Source organism: Saccharothrix sp. NRRL B-16348 (assembly GCF_001280085.1).
Taxonomy (GTDB): domain Bacteria; phylum Actinomycetota; class Actinomycetes; order Mycobacteriales; family Pseudonocardiaceae; genus Actinosynnema.
The window spans coordinates 18,509-36,468 of the sequence record NZ_LGED01000197.1; the positions used below are offsets into that span (position 1 = coordinate 18,509).

A 17,960-nucleotide genomic window follows, 5' to 3' on the forward strand; every position below is an offset into this window, starting at 1 on the left:
GGCGGTGGAGGTTTTCTGGGAGCGCTCCCAGTCCGGGACTGTAACGGCAACGAAACACCGTGAAAAGAGGGTTCAGCCACAAAGCCTTGACAAATTCGGCTTGCGGGCCCCCGACCCCTGGGCCGAACGTTGGCCGGCGCTGGGCCGAATGACCCAGCGTGGGGGAGCGCTCCCAGAACGTGACCACGGCTCGGCGCTACCTCGCCCGGCAGGTCAGCTCGGGCGTGGCCGCCGAACCGGTCGCCGTGTACCCGAAGGACCCCGAAGTCCCCGGTGCGAGCGTGCCGTTCCAGCCCACGTCGTCCACGGACACCGACGTCCCGGTCTCGGTCACCTTGCCGTTCCACAGGCTGTTGATCGTCTGGCCGCCGAGCTTCGCCCAGGTGACGGTCCAGCCGTTCAGCCGGGCGGCGCCGGCGTTGGTCACGGTGACCTCGACCTGGAAACCGCCCTGCCAGGAGCCGGTGAGGCGCGCGGTGGCCACGCAGCCGCCGGGCGGTGGTGCGGTGGTCGTCGTGGTGCTCGTCGACGTCGGGGTCGTGGTCGTGGTGCTGCTGGTCGTGCTGGTCGGGGTGGTGCTGGTCGTGATCGGGCGGTAGCTCAGGCCGTGGCCGAGCGGGTAGAGGGCGGCCTTGCCGTCACCGGCGTTGAGCGGCTGCTGCGCGCCGCTGTTCATCCAGGTCACGGGCAGTTTTCCGGTCGGGTTGTGGTCGCCGAACAGCACGTCGGCCACGCCGCGGCCCTCGGTGCCGGGCAGCCAGGAGGCGAGCAGCGCGTTCCAGTGGCCCTCCTGGCCGATGAAGTCGATCGGGCGTCCGGACACCAGCACGACGACCACCGGGATGCCCGCCGACCGCAGCCGGTTGATCGTTTCCAGGTCCTCGCGGTCCATGCCGAGGCCGTACGGGCGGTCGCCCTGGCCCTCGGCGTACGGGGTCTCGCCGACCACCGCGATGGCCGCGTCGTACGAGCCGTCGACCCCGGCGCCGTAGCGGTCGTGGGTGATCGCGGCGCCGTTGCCGACCAGGTCGCGGATGCCCTGGAGGATCGTGGTGCCGGGCGTGACGTTGCCGCTGCCGCCCTGCCAGGAGATCGTCCAGCCGCCGCTCTGGTGGCCGATGTCGTCGGCCGACTTGCCCGCGACGAAGTACCGGCCGGACTTGGCCAGCGGCAGCACGCCGTCGTTGCGCAGCAGCACCTGCGACTGCCGCACCGCCTGGCGGGCCAGGTCGCGGTGCGCGGCCGAGCCGACCGTCGAGGTCAGCGACCGGTCGGTGAGCGGGCGCTCGAACAGGCCCAGCTCGAACTTCTTGGTCAGGATGCGGCGGTTGGCGTCGTCGATCCGGGCCATCGGCACGCGCCCGGCCTGGACCTCGGCCTTGAGCAGGCTGATGAACCGCCGGTAGTCGGTCGGCACCATGACCATGTCGATGCCCGCGTTGACCGCCGCGGCGACCTCGGCGCCGGTGAACCCGGTCGCGCCGTCGATCTGGTCGACGCCCGCCCAGTCCGAGACCACGAAACCGGTGAAGCCGAGCTCGGTCTTGAGCACGTCGGTGATCAGGTAGCGGTGGCCGTGCGCCTTGACGCCGTTCCAGCTGCTGTAGGAGATCATCACCGAGCCGACGCCCCGGTCCACGGCGGCCCTGAACGGCGGCAGGTGCACCGTGCGCAGCTCCTGCTCGGTGATCCGCGCGTCGCCCTGGTCGTCGCCCGCGGCGGTGCCACCGTCGCCGATGTAGTGCTTCGCCGTGGCGAGCACGGAACTCGGCGTGCCGCCGAGGGTCGCGCCCTGGAGGCCGTCGACGTAGGTCGTCATCGCGGTGGGGATCTCCGGCACCTCGCCGAACGACTCGTAGGTCCGGCCCCACCGGTCGTCGCGCGCCACGCACAGGCAGGGCGCGAAGTTCCAGTCGATGCCGGTGCCCGCGACCTCCTTCGCGGTGACCTCGCCGATGCGCTTGACCAGCTCCGGGTCACGCGTGGCGCCCAGGCCGATGTTGTGCGGGAAGATCGTCGCGCCGCGCACGTTGTTGTGCCCGTGCACCGCGTCCACGCCGTAGATCAGCGGGATGCCCAACGGCGTGGACAGGGCCGTGCGCTGGAAGTTGTCGTACATGTCGGCCCACGACTGGGGCGTGTTCGGCGTCGGCGCGGAGCCGCCGCCGGACAGCAGCGAGCCGATCCGGTAGGTGGCCAGGTCCGCGGTGGAGTCGAGGGCGCCGCGGTCGACCTGGGTCATCTGGCCGACCTTGTCGTCCAGCGACATGCGGGCGAGCAGCTGCTCGACCCGCGGGTCGGCCTGGGCCGCCACTTGCGCGGTCGCCACCGGTCGCAGGTGCGGCACCAGCACGGTGGCGGCGAGGGCGACGGCCGCCAGGAGGGCCGTCGTCGCCGCCACCGCGACAGGTCGGGAGGGAGTGCGCGTCATTGCGTTGCCTCCGGGTCGAGAACAGGGTCGGAGAGGGGTATGGGAGCGTTCCCAGACTAGGAATGTCCGGTTTAAAGCACCAGAGTTCGACTTTTCGGCGTAACGACAATGCCGCCGCACGGCGCAATTCGACGAATTTCGGACATCAACTTCGACTCCGCCGTGACCTGGATCTCAGTCACCTGATCGGGCTAGTCGACCGCCAAAATGCTTACCCTCAGTGGTGAACACCCTGTTCATCGGCGGCCGGCCCGTCTCAGGCACGGTTCATCCGGCGTTTTCTTCACGGACCGTAAGAAGCGGTGGGGGTCATCAGTTGATCACGCCCTCTTTTCTTCACCGTTTCCCACTGGCTACAGTCCTGCCACCTGGGAGCGCTCCCAGTCGAAGTCAGCCCCCGTTCAGCACCGACGCTGCGAGGACCTTCCGATGCGAGCACACAAGGCCCACGACTCCGGCTCCGACGTACGCCGGCCACGTCACAAGACGAGGCTGGCCGCGGCGGGCGCGCTCTCCAGCGCACTGGTCGCCAGTGCCGTCGCACTGGTCCTCGGCGGTGGCGCGACGACCGCGCAGGCGGCCGACTCGGCGTTCTACGTCGACCCGAACACCTCAGCGGCGAGGTGGGTCGCGCAGAACCCGAACGACTCGAGGGCCGCGGTGATCCGCGACCGGATCGTCAACACGCCGCAGGCGCGGTGGTTCACCACGACCAACACCTCCGAGGTCAGGGGGCAGGTCGACGCATTCGTCGGCGCGGCGGCGGCGGCCGGGAAGATCCCGATCCTGGTCGTCTACAACGTGCCGAACCGAGACTGCGGGGGCGCGAGCGGCGGCGGCGCGCCCTCGCACTCGGCTTACCGGGCGTGGGTCGACCAGGTCGCCGCGGGCATCGCGGGCCGGCCGGCGTCGATCGTCCTGGAACCCGACGTGCTGCCGATCATGACCAACTGCCAGAGCTCCTCGCAGCAGGCCGAGACGATGGCGTCGATGGCCTACGCGGGCAAGAAGCTCAAGAGCGGTTCCGCGCAGACCAAGGTGTACTTCGACATCGGCCACTCGGCGTGGCTGACCCCGGCCGAGGCCGGGCAGCGGCTCCGCGGCGCGGACATCGCCAACAGCGCCGACGGCATCTCCACGAACGTGTCGAACTACCGGCACACCCGTGACGAGGTGGCGTTCGCCAAGGCCGTGCTCAACAACCTGGGCGACTCGCGGTTCAAGGCGGTCATCGACACCAGCCGCAACGGCAACGGGCCGTTGGGCGACGAGTGGTGCGACCCGGCGGGCCGGGCGATCGGCACGGCGAGCACCACCAACACGGGCGACTCGCAGATCGACGCGTTCCTGTGGATCAAGCTCCCCGGTGAGGCCGACGGCTGCATCGCGGGTGCGGGCCAGTTCGTGCCGCAGCGGGCGTACGACATGGCGATCGCGGCGGGTCCGACCAGCACGACGTCCTTGAGCACTTCGACGTCGACCACCACCTCCACCACTACAACTACTTCCACGACCACTTCCACCACGACCACCACTCCGCCTCCAGGGGACGGATGCAGGGTGACGCACCGCGTGGTGAGCCAGTGGTCGGGCGGTTACACCGGTGAGATCGTCATCGAGAACCGGGGCGCGGCCCTCAACGGCTGGACCCTGACGTTCTCCGCGCCCGGTGTGACCGTTTCCCAGGGCTGGAACGGGACGTGGACCGACGGCGGCGACATCGTCCGCGTCGGCAACGCGGCCTGGAACGGCGGACTCGCGACCGGTGGTACCGCGACCATCGGGTACAACGCGAGCTTCAGCGGCGGTACCCCACCGTTCACTTCTCCCACTTTGAACGGTGTGGCGTGCGGCTGACGCCGTAGCCCAGCCCTCATGCGGCTCCCCTCCCCGACTGGCAGTCAACGGGAGGGGAGCCGCTCTCCTTATATCCTTGTGCACGTGACCGAACCGATGTCCGTCGCCCGGGGCGTGGCCCTGGCCGGCGACCCGGACGACGCGGTGCGCGAGGCGCTGTCGACCGACCCGACCGCGCCCGCCGAGGCGTTGGCGCTGCTGGCCGACGACCCGCGCCCGGCGATCCGCGCGAACCTGCTGACCAACCCGGCCGTGCCCGCCGACCTGCGGTACCAGGTGCACGCCTCGCTGTCCGCGGAGGCGGCGGCCGGTGACCGTGAGGCGGAGAACGCGCTGGCGTGGGTGCGCTACGACCGTTCCGGCCGCACCGCGTGCGACCGGCCGGAATGAGCGTGCCCGACCGCTGCCCGTGCGGCCGGGGCGAGCCGTACGAGGCGTGCTGCGGCCCGTTCCACCGGGGCCGCCGCCAGGCGCCGACCGCCGAAGCCCTCATGCGCTCCCGCTACAGCGCGTTCGCGGTGGGCGACGAGGACTACCTCCTGGCCACGTGGCACCCCAGCACCCGCCCGGCGTCCCTGGACCTGGACCCGGACCAGAGCTGGACCCACCTGGAGATCCTCTCGCACACCGGCGGCACGCCGTTCCAGACGACGGGCACCGTGGAGTTCCGCGCCCATTACCGCTGGCAGGGCCACCGGGACGTGCTGCACGAGAACAGCAGCTTCGTCCGCGAGGACGGCGCCTGGTTCTACGTCTCCCCCGCCTGAAACACCGACCGCCGCCCTGACGATCTACCGGACATGGTCGAGCAGGCAGAGGGCAACTCAGGCATCTACGACGCCTTCCCCGGCTATCGGCGTCCGTCCGAGGACGAGTTGGCGGAAGCCCTCCGCTCCGCGCTGGTCGTGGTCGACGCGAACGTGCTGCTCAACCTCTACCGGTACAACGAGTCGACCCGGGACGACCTGCTCGGCCTGCTGCGCGGGGTGGGCGACCGGCTGTGGGTGCCGCACCAGGTGATGCGCGAGTTCTGGCGCAACCGGCTGACGGTCCTGGCGGGCCGTGCGACGGCCACCGACCAGGTGCTCGAAGCTCTGGCCAAACAGCAGAGAGCCGCTGACGCCGCGCTGCACCAGTGGGCGAAGACCACGGCCTTGGCCGACGCGGTCCGCGACGACCTCGTGGGCCAGGTCGCCGCGCTGCACCAGGAACTGGTGGACGCCATCGGCTCGCACACCCCGCCGTCGCCCGACTCGCCGGGAATGCCGGGACGCGAGCCGGTGCTCGACCAGTTGGAAGCGCTCCTGGGCGGCAAGGTGGGCGCGAAGCCCGAGCCCACCCGGTGGACCGAGCTGGTCAAGGAGGGCAAACGACGTGCCGCCGCGAAGGAGCCGCCCGGCTACCTCGACGCGGGCAAGGACGAGTCGAGCCTGCCCGAAGGAGCGGCGGGCGACTACCTCGTCTGGGCGCAGGCGGTCCAGGAGGCGGCACGGCGCGACACCGACCTGCTCTTCGTGACCGGCGACGAGAAGGAGGACTGGTGGTGGCGCTACCGGTCGGAGTTCCTCGGTCCGCGCGTCGAACTGGTGGAGCAGTTCGCCGCCGAGTCCGGCAAGCAGCTCTACATGATGCGGCCCGTCGACCTCCTCAGGCGGGCGTCCGCGCTCGACGTCGAGGTGCGCAGCGAATCGGTGAGCGACGTCGCGCGGGTGAGTGAGAACCGGGAGCAGGCAACCTGGTCGGCCGCCGGCGTGGCTGAACTGCTCCGCCTCCTCGACTTCGAGGAACGGCCGCAGGCCGAGATCATCCGTCAGGCGGCCCGGCTCGGCGGGTTCATCGACAACAGGACGATCGGCCTGAGCGGGACCTACGACGGTGGGATACCGCACGACTTCACCGATCCGGTCCACCGCATCACCCGCATGTTGCAGAGCCGGGGCGTCGTCGCGCGAGGTGTCGCATCGGCGCTGACCCCCGTGTTCAGCGGCGTGGAGCTGGTCGGGTTCGAGATCCCGCACGACATGATGGCCGTCTTGACCGAGAACGACGAACCGGACGGCGACTCCGACTAGCGCGGGACGTTCTGCGAGCCGCGGACGCCGGTGGCGGAGCCGCGCGGGAGGGTGCAGGCGGCGGCCGTGTTGAACGGGCCGGCGGACGTGTCGAGGCCGGACTTGCGCGAGGTGGACTCGTAGCCCGCGTGGCACGGCGGGGGTTCGAAGAACGTCAGGGCCAGCCCGAACCGCGCCTGGCCGGACGCGACGGTCGAAGCGCCCACCGACACGGCGTCCGGCACCGTCACCAGGACTTCCTCCAGCGCGCCCTGCCGGGTGACGAGCACGTCCGCCGTGGTCAGGAGGTTGGCCAGCACGACGCCGAGGTTGGGCCCCGACTCCCGCAGCAAGGCGCTCACCTCCGCCGACGCGCCCGGCACGGCCCCGATCAGCCGCCGCAGGTCGCCGTCCGCCTCACGCAGCCGCGACGCCACCAGCAGCGCGCTGTCGGCGAACGAGTTGATCGCCGCCGAGTGGTCCAGCTGCGTGCGCAGCACCGCCACGGAGTCGTTCAGCAGCCGCGTGGTCTGCGGCAGGTGCGCGCCGGCCGTCCCGATGAACTCCGTCGTCGCGTCCAGCAGCACCTGGAGGTCCGGCCCGGTACCCCGCAACGCCTGGTCGAGCTCGTCCACCACGGTCCGCAGCGACTCGACCGGCACCGAACGCGCCAGGTCGTCCAGGCTGGTCAACACCTGTTCCACCGGCAGCGGCAGCCTGGTCCGCGACCGCTCGATCACCGAACCGTCACCGAGGTGCGGCCCGCTGTCGCGGCGCGGCCGGAGGTCGACGTACTGCTCGCCCACGGCCGAGCGGTTCGCGACCACGGCCTCCAGGTCGACCGGGATCGGCGGCGCGCCCGCCGCGATGCGCAGCTCGACCTCGACCTGCCCGTCGCCCAACCGGATCGGCCCGACCCGACCCACCGGCACGCCCCGGTACGTCACCTCGCCGCCGGTGAACAGGCCGCCGGTCCGGGCCAGCTCCAGCCGGACCACGTAGCCGTCGTCCACCACCACGAGCCCGACGTACTTCGCGCTCACGTACGTGACGCCGAGCAGCGCGACGACCGCGAACAACGCGATCTGCACCCTGATCCGTCGAGTGATCATCACCGCGCTCCAGGCTTCAGGGTCAGGTAGGTGTTGAGGTAGTCGCCCTTGATGCCGTCGAGCACGGCGTCGGTGAACGGGAACGTCAGCAGCATCTCCAGCGACTGCGGCAGGTTCTGCCCGGATTCGGCGAGCTGCCGCAACGTCGGCTCCAACGCCCGCAGGTCGGCCACCAGGTCGTCACGGCTGCGGTTCACCGTGTCCACCGCGACGTCGGACAGCTCCCGCAACGCGTTCAGCAGCCCGACGAGCTGCCCGCGCTGGTCGTGCAGCACCCGCAGGCCCGGCTCCAACCCGTCCAGCACCTCGCCGATGTCCCCCTTGCGCGACTCCAGGGACGACGCGAGCTTGTCCATCCCCTCAAGAGCACGCGTGATCTCACCCTTGTGCGAGTCCATCGCACCGACGAACGAGTCCACAGTGGACAACAGTGACCTCACCGCGGCCTCGTTGCCGGACAACGCCGCGCTCAGCTCCCGCGAGATGTCCCGGATCTGCGCGATGCCGCCGCCGTTGAGCAGCATCGACAGCGCGCCGAACACCTCCTCCACCTCGGGGTTGCGGTTGGTGCGCGTCACCGGGATCACCGCGCCGTCCACCAACGGCGACGCCGACCGCTCGTCCGGCACGGCCAGCTCCACGTACTTCTCCCCCAGCAGGCTCGACTGCCGCAGCCGGGCGAGGGCGTTCGACGGCAGCAGCACGTCACCGCGCACCGCGACCCGCACCAACGCCGTGGCGCCGTCCTCGGACAGCCCGATGTCCTCGACCTTGCCCACCGCCACGTCGTCCACCTTCACGCCGGCGTGCGGCACGAGGTCGAGCACGTCGTCGAACTCGACGGTCACCCGGTACGGCCGGTCGCCGAGGTCGGCGCCGCCGGGCAGCGGCAGGTCGTACGCGCTCGGCATCGCCGAACACCCCGTCAGCACGAGCACGAGCCCCACCGCCGCCAGCCGCCTCACCGCGCACCCCCGGGCACGCTCAGCAGGTCGGTGACGAACTCGCTCAGGTTGGCCCGCGCGTTCAACGTCCCCGTCGCCGGGTCGTAGGCGTTCACCACGTTGTGCAACGCGACCGGCGCGACCTCCAGCATCTCGGTCAACGACTCCTGTTGCCGCACAAGGGTTCCGGTCAGCACCGCCAGGTCCTCCACACTGGACTTCACCCGGTCCCGGTTGTCGTGCACGAATCCCCGCACCTGCTCCAGCGCCGTGGCCAGCTCGCCCAACGCCGCGCCCAGGTCTTCCCGTTCGGCGGCGAAGAAGCCGGACACGTCGGCCAGCTGGTCGGCCAACCGCCCCACCTGCTCGTCGTTCGCCGCGAGCATCGACGTGAACGACTGGAGGTTGTCCACGGTCCCGAACAGGTCGTCCCGCGATCCGGCCAACGTCTTCGCCGCGTCGGCGAGCTGCCGGATCGACTCGCCCAGCGCCGTGCCGTTCCCGTCGAGGTTCGCCGCACCCGTGCTCAGCAGGTCGGACAGCGCGCCCTTGCGGTTGGCCCCGTTCGGCCCCAGCGCGGTCAGCAGCGCGTCCAGGCTGGAGTACAGCTCGTCCAGCTCGACCGTGCCCGCCGTGCGCGCACTGGTGATCACGGCGCCGGGCGCGATCTTGTCGCCCCCGGTGTAGACGGGCGTGAGCTGCACGTACCGGTCGGCCACGATGTTCGGCGACACGACCACGGCACGGGCGTCCGCGGGCACGTCCACGCCGTGGTCGAGTTCGAGGTCGACCCGCACCGCCCCGCCTTCGGGCAGCACGCCGACGACCTGGCCCACCCGCACCCCGAGCACCCGCACGTCCGAGCCCTCGTACACGCCGACGGCGGCGGTGAAGTAGGCGGCGACCCGCGTCGACGACGGCCGCAGGAAGATCCACCACACCGCGGCCGCCGCCACGAGCACCAGCACGAACCCCTGCGCCAACGCCACCACCAACCGGCGACGACCACGCGTGCGCACGAACATCAGCGGCCTCCCGTCGGGCAGTCGCGCCGCGCGCCCGGGTCGACCACGAGCCCGCACAGGTAGGTGTCGACCCACTGGCCGTTGCCCAGGGAGTTGTTCAGCACCCGGTAGTACGGCCCGGCCAGCGCGAGGCCCCGGTCCAGCGCGTCCTGGTTGTTCCGCAGCACGTCGGTGACGCGTTCCAGCTGCTCCAGCGCGGGCCGCAGCTGCTCGCTGTTGTCCGCGACCAGGCCGGACAGCTGCCGGGACAGCTCCCGCGTGCCGTCGAGCAGCGCCGCGATCGCGTCACGGCGGCGCCCGATCTCCGCCAGCAGCAGGTTGCCGTCGGTGATGAGCGCGGCGAAGTCGTTGTTGCGCTCCGCCAACGCCCCGCTGACCCGGTTCGCTCCCTTGATCAGCGACGCCAGCTGCTCGTCGCGCGAGGAGATGGTCTTCGACAGCGCCGACAGCCCGTCCAACGCCTGCTTCACGTGCTCGGGCGAGTCGCGGAAGGTGTCCGAGAGCACCTCGAAGCTCCGCGCCAGCCGGTCGGTGTCGATCTCGCTGACGGTGGTAGACAGCCCGCTGAACGCCTCGATCACGTCGTACGGCGAGGTGGTGCGCTCGACCGGGATGGTGCCGGTGAGCGGGTCGCGGCCCTCGGAGTCCAGCGCCAGGTACTTCTGCCCGAGCAGGGTCTTGATCCGGATCTCGGCCCGGCTGCGGTCGCCCAGCTCCACCCCGCTGACCCGGAACGTCACCCGCACCCGGCCGTCGTGCAGCTCGACGTCGGTCACCGTGCCGACCTTCAGGCCCGCCACGCGGACCTCGTCGTCCACGCGCAGGCCGGCCGCTTCGGTGAACTCGGCGGTGTGCTTGGCGCCGCCGCCGAAGAACGGCAGGTCCTCCAGGAAGAAGGTGAGCAGGGCGGTGGCCGCGATGACCAGGAGGCCGACGGCTCCCAGCAACACCGGTCTGCGTGCCGGCCTTCCGGACGTCATCGGTGACACCTCGATTCGGTGACGGGGATGCCCACCGGCGGTCCGCCGGGCGCGGGCGGCGCCTGCGAGGAGGCGAAGCACAGGTAGAAGTTGAGCCAGGAGCCGTAGGACGCGGTGCGGCCGACGGCCTCGAACTTCACCGGCAGGTTCCGGATGAACGGCTCCAGCTCGGGCGCGTTCGCGAGGTTGCCGGCGAGCAGCCCGAGCGCGGCGATGTCGTCCTTGAGCGGTTGGCGGCCCTGCTCCAGCAGCGACGCCGTGCTGTCGCTCAACGCGGCCAGGCCGGTGATGGCGTTGCCGATCGGCTCCCGGTCGGCGGCGAACCCGGACACGAGCCGCCGCAGCGAGGTCAGCAGCTCGCCGAACCGGTCGTCCCGCGAGTTCACCGTCTCCAGCACCGCGTTCAGGTTCTCCACGACCTTGCCGATGACGTCGTCCTTGGCGGCCAACGTGGTGGTGAGCGAGGCGGTGTGCGCGAGCAGGCTCTCCACCGTGCCGCCCTCGCCCTGCAGCACCTGGACGATCTCGTGCGACAGCTTGTTGACGTCCTCCGGGTTCAGCGCCTGGAACAGCGGCTTGAACCCGTTGAACAACGTCGTCAGGTCCAGCGCCGGGGTGGTCCGCTCGACCGGGATGAGGCCGCCGGGCGCGAGCTTCTCCCCCAGCCGTCCGGCGGGCTGCTCCAGCGCGACGTACCGCTGGCCGACCAGGTTGCGGTACTTGATGGTGGCGGTCACGTCGGCGGACAGCGACCGGCCGTCCGCGACGGAGAACCCGACGTCCACCAGCTCGTCGTCGACCAGCTCCAGCGACTCGATCTGGCCGACCTTCACCCCGGACATGCGCACGTCGTCGCCCTCGGCCAACGCCGTGACGTCGGTGAACCGCGCCTGGTAGACGGCCGTGGAGCCCACCTGGCTGCCCGCGATGGTCGCCGCGAGGAACCAGGTGGCGGCGACCGTGACCACGACGAACACGAGGAACTTGGTCAACGGCGCGGCAACGTTCCTCATCTGCGCCCCCTCATCTGTTCCCTCTCATCTGCGCCCCGTCGTCGGTCCGTCCACGAGCAGCCCGGCCCACTCGGGCAGCTGGTCCGGCGCGACGGCGTTGAGCGGCCCGGACGGGCAGTGCGGACCGCCGCCCCGTCGGTGCGCCGGGTCGTCCCGCCCGGGCACGTACGCGTCACCCGGCGGCACGACGGTGATCTCCGCGTGCAGGCCCGGCTGGTCGGTGCCCTTGCCGAGCACCTGGTCCATCCGCGGCCGGATGGCGTTGACCGCGCTCAGCACGCAGCCGAACTCGGGCGAGTAGGTGGCGAACAGCTCGAACGTCGGCCGCGACCGGTCCGCCAGCGCCACCACCGTCTCCCCGTTGGCGCGCAGGAAACCCGTCAGGTCGGCGGACGCGGTGGTGAGGCTGGAGTAGACGGCGTCGAGGTCGGCGCGTTGCTCGGCGAGCGTGCGGCTGACCGCGGTGGCGTCCTTCAACGCCGCCACCAGGTCCGGTCCGGCGTCCGCGTACAGGCCGGTGACGTCGGCGAACCTGGTGATGTCCTCCTTGAGCACGGGCAGCTGCGGGTTCAGCTCGCGCAGGTACGCGTCCAGCGCCACGATCGTCTGCCCGAGCGTCGCGCCGCGCCCGTCCAGCGCCTGCGCCATCGACGTCAGCGCGGACGACAGCTTGTCCGGCCGCACGGCCTGCAACGTGGGCAGCAGGTCGCCGAGCACCCGTTCCAGCTCGATCGCGCCGGACGTGCGGTCCTGCTCGATCACGGCGCCGTCGTCGAGCGCGCCCGTCGGGTCGTCCGGGAGTTCCAGGCTGACGAACCGCTCGCCGAACAGCGTCTTCGGCAGCAGCCGGGCGGACACGTTCGCCGGGATGCGGCCGACCTGGTCCGGGTGCAGGCCGAGTTCGATCTCGGCGCCGTCGCCGTGCGAGCGGATCTCCCGCACCTCCCCGACCAGCACGCCGAGCAGCTTCACGTCCGACTCCGCCTGGAGCTGGTTGCCGACGTGGTCGGTGCGCAGCAGCACGGTCACCCGGGACGTGAACACCTTCTGGTACGCCGCGACGGACAAACCGCACAGCGCGACCAGAAGGGCCGCGAACAGCAGCCCCAGCAGGCGACGGCGCAATGCCACGGGTATTCTCCGAAAGGTGCGGTGTGAATAAACCGAAATGACGTTACCGACGAGTACGTTACTAACGGACGTCCCACCGCACAAGCAACCGGAAATCCTTGTCAAGCACGTGACAAAGTCGGTTCGCGAAACACTCACCCGGATGCACAAAGCCGATCGGGGCCTGGCGCCCCGGCCCGCGGTGCGGCTACCAATGATGGGCGTTGTCGAGAATCGGGGGGTGCACGCGTGTCACATCTGCCGCACTGCGTTCGGGTGCTCCACCGCGCCGGGGTGGTCCAGGCGCGCCGGCCCGATCGGGCGCTGCGCTCGCTGGTCGAGGTGCGCGCCCGGCGCCCACTGCTCGGGTCGGTGCGGCGTGCCGTGCGCGAACAGCCCGACGCCACGGCGGTGATCGCCGCGCCGATGTTCCACGGCATCGGCTTCGCGCACCTGGTGCTCGCGCTGGGCCCGGGTTCGGCGGTGGTGCTGGCGCGCAGGTTCGACGCGAGCCGGACGGTGGAGTCGGCGGCACGGCACCGGGCCACCGCGTTGATGCTCGTGCCGACCATGCTCCAGCGCATCCTCGACCTCGGTCCGCTGGAACTGGAGTCGCACGACCTGTCGGCGTTGCGGGTGGTGCTCAGCTCCGGGGCGGTGGCGACCGTGGCCACGCCGGCCGACCTGCGCGAGGCGCCGGGCACGGTCGGCCGCCCGCCGCGCAACGCGACCGGGAAGGTGCTGCGCCGGCAGCTCCGCTAGCGCCGGTTTTTGTCACGCCGCGCACAACAACACTGGCGACTTTGTCATGCGAGTGCGCCCTGGTTGACAACTTTTCATGATCAAAAATACAGTGTTCGGAATCACACCCAACCGTTTGGTGGTGGGCGAACAGCATGAACAGAACCGGAGAACTCCGAGCCTCCGAGTTACCGCTCATCGGGAACGCGGACCTGTGGGAGCAACTGCCCGCCGACCTCGCGCCGAAGTTCCGCGCCAGGGCGGGCGACGTGGCCGTGGACATGGTCCGGGAAATCCAGGACCAGATCGCCGAGTATTCACAGAAGTTGGAGGGGATGTTCGGCCAAGTGGTGGTCGAGGGGGTGGAGCAGGCGATCCACCAGTTCATCGACCGGATGGTCGACCCGACCGCCCAGCGGGAGGACCGGGCCAAGCTGTTCCGGCTGCTGGGCAAGCTGGAGGTCAGCGCGGGCCGCAGCCTCGACCTGCTGCAGACGGCGTACCGGATCGGCGCGCGGGTGGCGTGGCGGCGGATCTCCGAGTTCGGGCAGACCGAGCGCGTGCCGCTGGCCACCATGTGCCTGATCGCCGAGGCGATCTTCGCCTACATCGACGAGCTGTCGTTGCGGTCGATGGAGGGCTACGCCGAGGCGCAGGCCCGGCACGCGGGTGCGTTGCAGCGGCGGCGCAAGCGGTTGCTGGAGCTGCTCCTGGGCGAGCCGGGCTACCACCCGAACGCGCTGGCCGAGCTGGCCGAGGCCGCGCACTGGCCGTTGCCGGACAAGGTGCTGGTGGTGGCGCTGGAACGGCGCACCGACCAGCACCAGCTGCCGATACCGGCGCTGCACGAGGACATCCTGATGGACCTGGAGGGCAGCGAGCCGTGCCTGCTGCTCACCGACCCGGAACGGCAGCTGGTCGCGTTGGAGCAGAAGCTCGGCGGGTGGCGCGCGGCCGTCGGCCCGGTCGTGCCGCTGACGTCGGCGCGGCAGTCGCTGCGCTGGGCGCGCCGCACCATCACGCTGATCCAGTCGGGCGTGATCGCCGACCGGCCGATGGTGGACACCACCGAGCACCTGTCGACGCTGCTGCTGCTCGGTGACGAGGAGCTGGTGCGGGAGCTGGTGAAGCGGACGCTCGCGCCGCTGGAAGGGCTGACGCCCAAGCAGCAGCAGCGGATGCGGGAGACGATGACCGCGTGGGTGGAGACGCGCGGCAGCGCGCCGGAGGTCGCGTCGAGCCTCGCCGTGCACCCGCAGACGGTGCGCTACCGCTTGCGGCAGCTGGAGGAGCTGTTCGGGGCGAAGCTGCACGACCCGGACGCGTTGTTCGACATGGGCATCGCGCTGCGGGCGCTGCGGCTGCTGGGCGGCGCGGCCGGGCAACCGCGCCGGCTCGGTCCGGCGGGCCCGCCGGGGTTCACGGGACCGTCGGGAGCAAGGTCAGCGTGAGGTCGATCGTGTTGCCGGGTCCGGAGATCAGGCCGGTCAGCAGCGGGTCCAGCCGCTCGCGGCCCTGACAGCCACCGAAAGGCGGAATCGTGTAGACGCCCGTCATCCGCATCTTCGCCAGCTCGAACGGCCCTCCCAGGTCGATCGACGCGGGCTCGACGGTCTGGCACGCCTGCCCGACGTCCAGCGGCTGCTCGTTCACGGCGACCTCGTCGAGCTTGATGAGGAGCTTGGCGTTCGCCTTGACGTAGCCGTCCTTGATCGTGCCGGTGACCCGGGCGACCGGGATCAGCTCGGTGCGCGCGGTGTTGGGCACGAAGCCGAACACGATGAAGTAGCCGAGGCTGGGCGGCAGCGACAGGTCGCCGGTGATGGTGCCGTTGGCGAGGTCGATCTCGGCTTCGAGGACGCCGGGACCGATGGCGAGGTCGGACTGGAGCTTGTGGATCCGGCTCACGCCCTCGACCCGGTAGACGACCTTGATGCCGGCCGTCAGCACGGGCGCGCGCACCTCGGCGTGGCGCACCACCCACGTGGGGGTCAGCGCCGCGCCCAGCAGCGCGGCGACCGCGGCCAGCACCACCGCGATCCTCACCGCACCGCTCCGCTCATTCTTCGAAACTACTTTCCCCGGCCTGGCGCGCACAAGCGCCGATCAATGATTTGTCACGCGCGTGACAAAGCTTTCCGGCGCTTTTGTCGCACCTCTGACATGGCCAGGGGAAACACGAAAGAATACTTGCCGCGACTGTTCGACCTGGCTACTTTACTCACCAGTAGCATCTGTTTTCCGCACTGCTCTCGACGAGGAGACGCACATGCTGAAACGAACTGGTCGGTCGGTCGTCGGCGCGCTCGCGATCGCCACCGCGGTCGTGGGCACGGTGGCGTTCGCCGGCGCGGGCACCGGCACGGCCGCCACCGCGAGCCTGACCCTGGTCTACAACTGCCCGTTCCCGCTGATCGGCAACCAGGACATGAGCGTCAAGATCGACGTGACCGACCTGCCCGACTCGGCGGTGGCCGGTCAGCCGATCCCGGCGACCAAGGTGACCGCCACCGCGACCGTGCCGGCGACCGCCACCCAGGGCCTCACGCTGGTCGGGGCCACGACCGTGGAGGGCACCGCCAAGGCGAACACGCTGGTGGACAACGCGGGCGCGGCGCACAACGTCGTGGCGGACCTGGTGGTCGCCAAGACGAACGTGCCCGCCTCCGGCCCGTTCGACACCGTGGCCACCGGCGGCACGCCGCCGCTCACCCTCGCCAACGCGGGCCTCACCACGATCACGGTCGGGAACTTCAGCACCACGTTGACGCCCCGCAAGGCCGACGGCAGCGAGACCGGCCTCGGCACGTTCACCTCCGACTGCACGCTCAAGCCGGGCCAGAACACGCAGCTCTACCAGTTCACGGTGTCGCCGGCGTCCGTGCCGACCACCACCACCGCGCCGACCACCACGACCACCACCCTGCCGCCGACGACCACGACGACCACCACCACCGCGCCGAACGACCCGCTGCGGATCACCTACGGCGTCAACGGGTCGTCGACCATCAAGAAGCTGAACTCGGGCCTGCCGCTCGGACCGGGCACGCTGGCCACCGAAGTGGACCTGATGGCCGGGAAGTTCGAGGGCGACCTGGCGCTGCCCGACACGTCCGGCACCTTCAAGCTGTTCGGGTTCATGCCGACCACGGCGAAGGTGCGGCTGATCCCGCAGATGCGCACGCACGGCACGATCACCGCGGGCGCCGTCACCGCGCGCACCGCCGTGGGCATCAAGCTGACCGACGTGCGGGTGCTCGGCATCCAGGTCGTGCGGCCGACCGACTGGTGCCAGACCGTGGCGCCCAGCATCGTCGACCTGACCTCGAAGCCCGGCTTCGACCCGCTCAACGGCGGCGGCCTCACCGGCTCGTACAGCATCGGCGAGTTCGACCGGTGCGGCCTGGTGACCGCCGTCGTCAACGGCACCATCCCCGGGCCGGGCAACACGCTCGACCTCCAGATCGCCAAGCAGTGACCCCACTCCCCCGCAGCGGGTCGGCGTCGTCGCCGGCCCGCTGAAGGGCGTTCCCCAGGAGAGAACCTGACATGAGATTGCGACACCGGGTGGCCGCGCTCGGCCTCGGCGCGGTGCTGGTCGGCGGCGCGGCCCTGTGGGGCGCGGGCGTCGGCAGTGCCGCGACGGCGACGCTCACCCTGGTCTACAACTGCCCGTTCCCGCTGATCGGGGCGCAAGATATGAGCGTCAAGATCGTGGTGGACGACCTGCCGGACGAGGCGGTGGTGGGCAGCCCGATCCCGGAGGGGCGGGTGACCGCCACCGCGACCGTGCCGGACCTGGCGACGCAGGGCTTGGCGCTGGTCGGCGCAGCGACCGTGGAGGGCACGGCGAAGGCGCAGACCCGGGTGGACAACGCCGGTTTCGCGCTGGACATCGTGCCGAACCTGACCGTGGCGAAGACCCCGGTGCCGCCGTCGGGGGCGTTCGACACGATCGCCTCGGGCACCACGCCGCCGGTGAGCTTCCCCAACGCGGGCAGCACCACGATCAGCATCGGCGACTTCGAGACCACGCTGACGCCGCGCAAGTCCGACGGCTCGCTGACCGGGCTGGGCACGTTCACCTCACCGTGCACCCTCAAACCCGGCCAGTCGACGCAGCTCTACCAGTTCACCGTGAAGCCGGAAACCACCACCACGACAACTCCGACGTCCACGACGACCAGCACGACGACTACGACCGAGCCCACCACGACGACGACCACGACCACGGATCCCACAACCACCACAACGGATCCGACCACAACGGACCCGACCAGCACGACCACCACCACCACATCGCCAACCACCACCACGACCACCACTCAGCCGACGACCACCACCACAAGTCCCACCACCACCACAACCACAACGACAACGACTCGGCCGACCACCACGACGACCACTCCAACGTCCACGACCACCACGACAACCCCGACGTCCACCACCACCAGCGCGCCCACCAGCACCACAACCACGAGCGCCGGCACCACGACGTCGACCACGACCTCCACGACCACAACGACAACGACCCAGGCCGTCGTCCCGGTCGTCAACTACCCGGACAGCAACGGCAAGCTGGCCAACACCGGCTCCTCGATCACGGGCCCGCTCGTCCTGGGCGGCGCGCTGCTGGCCGTGGGCGTGGGGGTGCTCCTATACCTCCGCCACACCCGCCGTCGCGCCTGACGAACGC

The 17,960-nt window shown here is 70.7% G+C and carries 16 protein-coding genes and 1 pseudogene; 8 read left to right on the forward strand and 9 right to left on the reverse strand.

Going from position 1 to position 17,960, the window contains the following annotated elements:
• Positions 1 to 196: 196 nt before the first annotated feature.
• Positions 197 to 484, reverse strand: coding sequence for a cellulose binding domain-containing protein (locus ADK67_RS53770; RefSeq protein WP_231648278.1), 288 nt, complete (start codon positions 482 to 484; stop codon positions 197 to 199).
• A 108-nt stretch (positions 485 to 592) separates the two neighbouring features.
• Positions 593 to 2,431 (reverse strand): annotated as a pseudogene (locus tag ADK67_RS19995) (glycoside hydrolase family 3 protein); the annotation flags it as partial.
• 429 nt (positions 2,432 to 2,860) lie between these two features.
• Between ADK67_RS19995 and ADK67_RS20000 the strand changes: the two are divergent.
• The 4 genes from ADK67_RS20000 to ADK67_RS20015 all read left to right on the forward strand — a co-directional run bounded on the left by ADK67_RS20000 (position 2,861) and on the right by ADK67_RS20015 (position 6,360).
• Positions 2,861 to 4,288, forward strand: a complete 1,428-nt coding sequence (locus tag ADK67_RS20000; protein WP_082403623.1) for a glycoside hydrolase family 6 protein — start codon at positions 2,861 to 2,863, stop codon at positions 4,286 to 4,288.
• Positions 4,289 to 4,372: 84 nt separating this feature from the next.
• Positions 4,373 to 4,678 (forward strand): hypothetical protein, encoded by a 306-nt coding sequence (locus ADK67_RS20005; protein WP_157620618.1) that lies wholly within the window; start codon positions 4,373 to 4,375, stop codon positions 4,676 to 4,678.
• Positions 4,675 to 5,055, forward strand: coding sequence for a YchJ family protein (locus tag ADK67_RS20010; protein WP_053717975.1), 381 nt, complete (start codon positions 4,675 to 4,677; stop codon positions 5,053 to 5,055). The genes ADK67_RS20005 and ADK67_RS20010 overlap by 4 nt, the downstream gene beginning before the upstream one ends.
• Positions 5,056 to 5,088: 33 nt before the next feature.
• Positions 5,089 to 6,360 carry a PIN-like domain-containing protein gene (locus ADK67_RS20015; protein ID WP_053717976.1) on the forward strand — a complete coding sequence of 424 codons (1,272 nt, stop codon included), beginning with the start codon at positions 5,089 to 5,091 and terminating at the stop codon, positions 6,358 to 6,360.
• Here ADK67_RS20015 and ADK67_RS20020 read toward each other — a convergent pair.
• The 6 genes from ADK67_RS20020 to ADK67_RS20045 are packed head-to-tail and all read right to left on the reverse strand — an operon-like array spanning position 6,357 to position 12,544.
• On the reverse strand, positions 6,357 to 7,451 hold the full coding sequence (locus ADK67_RS20020; protein ID WP_053717977.1) for an MCE family protein: 1,095 nt from the start codon (positions 7,449 to 7,451) through the stop codon (positions 6,357 to 6,359). The genes ADK67_RS20015 and ADK67_RS20020 overlap by 4 nt on opposite strands.
• Positions 7,451 to 8,416, reverse strand: coding sequence for an MCE family protein (locus tag ADK67_RS20025; protein WP_053717978.1), 966 nt, complete (start codon positions 8,414 to 8,416; stop codon positions 7,451 to 7,453). Before ADK67_RS20025 ends, ADK67_RS20020 begins: the two co-directional genes overlap by 1 nt.
• Entirely contained in the window at positions 8,413 to 9,420 is a 1,008-nt protein-coding gene (locus ADK67_RS20030) for an MCE family protein (protein ID WP_053718036.1), read from the reverse strand. Before ADK67_RS20030 ends, ADK67_RS20025 begins: the two co-directional genes overlap by 4 nt.
• Positions 9,420 to 10,400, reverse strand: a complete 981-nt coding sequence (locus ADK67_RS20035) for an MCE family protein (protein ID WP_053717979.1) — start codon at positions 10,398 to 10,400, stop codon at positions 9,420 to 9,422. The genes ADK67_RS20030 and ADK67_RS20035 overlap by 1 nt, the downstream gene beginning before the upstream one ends.
• The gene (locus tag ADK67_RS20040; protein WP_053717980.1) at positions 10,397 to 11,413 is read right to left on the reverse strand and encodes an MCE family protein; all 1,017 of its coding nucleotides are present in this window, start codon (positions 11,411 to 11,413) and stop codon (positions 10,397 to 10,399) included. Before ADK67_RS20040 ends, ADK67_RS20035 begins: the two co-directional genes overlap by 4 nt.
• 24 nt (positions 11,414 to 11,437) lie before the next feature.
• Positions 11,438 to 12,544 carry an MCE family protein gene (locus ADK67_RS20045; protein ID WP_082403624.1) on the reverse strand — a complete coding sequence of 369 codons (1,107 nt, stop codon included), beginning with the start codon at positions 12,542 to 12,544 and terminating at the stop codon, positions 11,438 to 11,440.
• Between the two features lie 228 nt (positions 12,545 to 12,772).
• On the opposite strand from ADK67_RS20045, the gene ADK67_RS20050 reads away from it, so the two are divergent.
• Positions 12,773 to 13,285: an AMP-binding protein gene (locus ADK67_RS20050; protein ID WP_197289536.1), complete on the forward strand. Its 513-nt coding sequence runs from the start codon at positions 12,773 to 12,775 to the stop codon at positions 13,283 to 13,285.
• Positions 13,286 to 13,419: 134 nt separating this feature from the next.
• On the forward strand, positions 13,420 to 14,715 hold the full coding sequence (locus ADK67_RS20055; protein WP_063797663.1) for a helix-turn-helix domain-containing protein: 1,296 nt from the start codon (positions 13,420 to 13,422) through the stop codon (positions 14,713 to 14,715).
• Here the strand turns inward: ADK67_RS20055 and ADK67_RS20060 are convergent.
• Positions 14,684 to 15,310 (reverse strand): hypothetical protein, encoded by a 627-nt coding sequence (locus tag ADK67_RS20060; protein WP_053717983.1) that lies wholly within the window; start codon positions 15,308 to 15,310, stop codon positions 14,684 to 14,686. The genes ADK67_RS20055 and ADK67_RS20060 overlap by 32 nt on opposite strands.
• 223 nt (positions 15,311 to 15,533) lie before the next feature.
• Between ADK67_RS20060 and ADK67_RS20065 the strand changes: the two genes are divergently transcribed.
• Together ADK67_RS20065 and ADK67_RS51050 are read left to right on the forward strand one after the other, a co-directional pair.
• Entirely contained in the window at positions 15,534 to 16,742 is a 1,209-nt protein-coding gene (locus tag ADK67_RS20065) for a DUF6801 domain-containing protein (protein ID WP_053717984.1), read from the forward strand.
• Between the two features lie 71 nt (positions 16,743 to 16,813).
• Positions 16,814 to 17,953, forward strand: coding sequence for a DUF6801 domain-containing protein (locus ADK67_RS51050; protein WP_157620620.1), 1,140 nt, complete (start codon positions 16,814 to 16,816; stop codon positions 17,951 to 17,953).
• Positions 17,954 to 17,960 lie beyond the last annotated feature (7 nt).